We start from the raw sequence: 1,991 nt of genomic DNA, 5'->3' as shown, positions 1-1,991 counted from the left end.
CCTCACTTATAATTCAAGTTATCTCGTAGTCTCAGGCAGACTCGAACTGCCGACCTCTACATTATCAGTGTAGCGCTCTAACCAGCTGAGCTATGAGACTCTTTAATACTCTTAAAGAGTGGTCTATATTTTTATATTTTTTAAAATCTAAATTAAAACAGAATTAAAACCGATACATAATCAATCTTCTACTTAATAGAAGAAAATTCGTCGTTCTCTAAATATGAGATGTTCCAGCCGCACCTTCCGGTACGGCTACCTTGTTACGACTTAGCCCTAGTTACCAGTTTTACCCTAGGCAGCTCCTTTTACGGTCACCGACTTCAGGTACCCCCAGCTTCCATGGCTTGACGGGCGGTGTGTACAAGGCCCGGGAACGTATTCACCGCATCATGGCTGATATGCGATTACTAGCGATTCCAGCTTCATAGAGTCGAGTTGCAGACTCCAATCCGAACTGAGATAAGTTTTCGAGATTCGCATCTGGTCACCCAGTAGCTGCCCTCTGTACTTACCATTGTAGCACGTGTGTAGCCCAAGACGTAAGGGCCGTGATGACTTGACGTCGTCCCCACCTTCCTCTCAACTTTCATTGGCAGTCTCATTAGAGTCCCCGTCTTTAAACGCTGGCAACTAATGATAGGGGTTGCGCTCGTTGCAGGACTTAACCTAACACCTCACGGCACGAGCTGACGACAGCCATGCAGCACCTTGCATTCTGTCCGAAGAAATATCTGTTTCCAAATACGTCATTATGCATTTAAGCCTTGGTAAGGTTCCTCGCGTATCATCGAATTAAACCACATGCTCCACCGCTTGTGCGGGCCCCCGTCAATTCCTTTGAGTTTCATTCTTGCGAACGTACTCCCCAGGTGGGATACTTATAACTTTCGCTTAGCCACTGAAACCGAAGTCCCAACAGCAAGTATCCATCGTTTACGGCGTGGACTACCAGGGTATCTAATCCTGTTCGCTCCCCACGCTTTCGTCCATCAGCGTCAATATAGACTTAGTGACCTGCCTTCGCAATTGGTGTTCTGCGTAATATCTAAGCATTTCACCGCTACACTACACATTCCAGCCACTTCAAACTAATTCAAGACTAACAGTATCAATGGCAGTTCTATCGTTAAGCGATAGGATTTCACCACTGACTGATCAGTCCGCCTACGGACCCTTTAAACCCAATAAATCCGGATAACGCTTGCACCCTCCGTATTACCGCGGCTGCTGGCACGGAGTTAGCCGGTGCTTATTCTTCTGGTACCTTCAGCTACTTACACGTAAGTAGGTTTATCCCCAGATAAAAGTAGTTTACAACCCATAAGGCCGTCATCCTACACGCGGGATGGCTGGATCAGGCTTCCACCCATTGTCCAATATTCCTCACTGCTGCCTCCCGTAGGAGTCTGGTCCGTGTCTCAGTACCAGTGTGGGGGTTCACCCTCTCAGGCCCCCTAAAGATCGTCGACTTGGTGAGCCGTTACCTCACCAACTATCTAATCTTACGCATGCCTATCCTACTGCGATAAATCTTTCAAAACTAAATGATGCCATTCAGTCTATTATAAAGTATTAATCCAAATTTCTCTGGGCTATCCTTTTCAGTAGGGCAAGTTGCATACGCGTTACGCACCCGTGCGCCGGTCTCAAATTAGCAAGCTAATTCTACCCCTCGGCTTGCATGTGTTAAGCCTCCCGCTAGCGTTCATCCTGAGCCAGGATCAAACTCTCCATTGTAATTATTTCTTTTGATCTTACGATCTGTTTTTTTTACAACTTCGAACTTCCTATAGCTCCATTATTTCAAGGATTGACTATTATTGTATTCGGCTTTATTTCTTCTGTTTATATTTTAAATTTCAAATGAACTTCTCAATTGTTCTTACTAACGTTTCTCTGTATCTGTAAGCGGTTGCAAAGGTAAGATTAAATTTTAAACTACCAAATCTTTTTTCAAAAATTTTAAAAGTTTTTATTTTTTTAAGTCT

At 44.3% G+C, this 1,991-nt stretch carries 1 tRNA gene and 1 rRNA gene; both read right to left on the bottom strand.

Features of this window, described 5'->3' with window-relative positions:
• Positions 1-26: 26 nt before the first annotated feature.
• A tRNA-Ile gene (locus tag BM072_RS15115) sits at positions 27-100 on the bottom strand.
• A gap of 121 nt (positions 101-221) precedes the next feature.
• Positions 222-1,740, bottom strand: a 16S ribosomal RNA gene (locus BM072_RS15110).
• Positions 1,741-1,991: the final 251 nt, after the last annotated feature.

The sequence above is a fragment of the Algoriella xinjiangensis genome (assembly GCF_900115015.1).
In the GTDB taxonomy this organism is placed as follows: domain Bacteria; phylum Bacteroidota; class Bacteroidia; order Flavobacteriales; family Weeksellaceae; genus Empedobacter; species Empedobacter xinjiangensis.
This window is presented reverse-complemented; position numbering and strand designations above follow the sequence as displayed.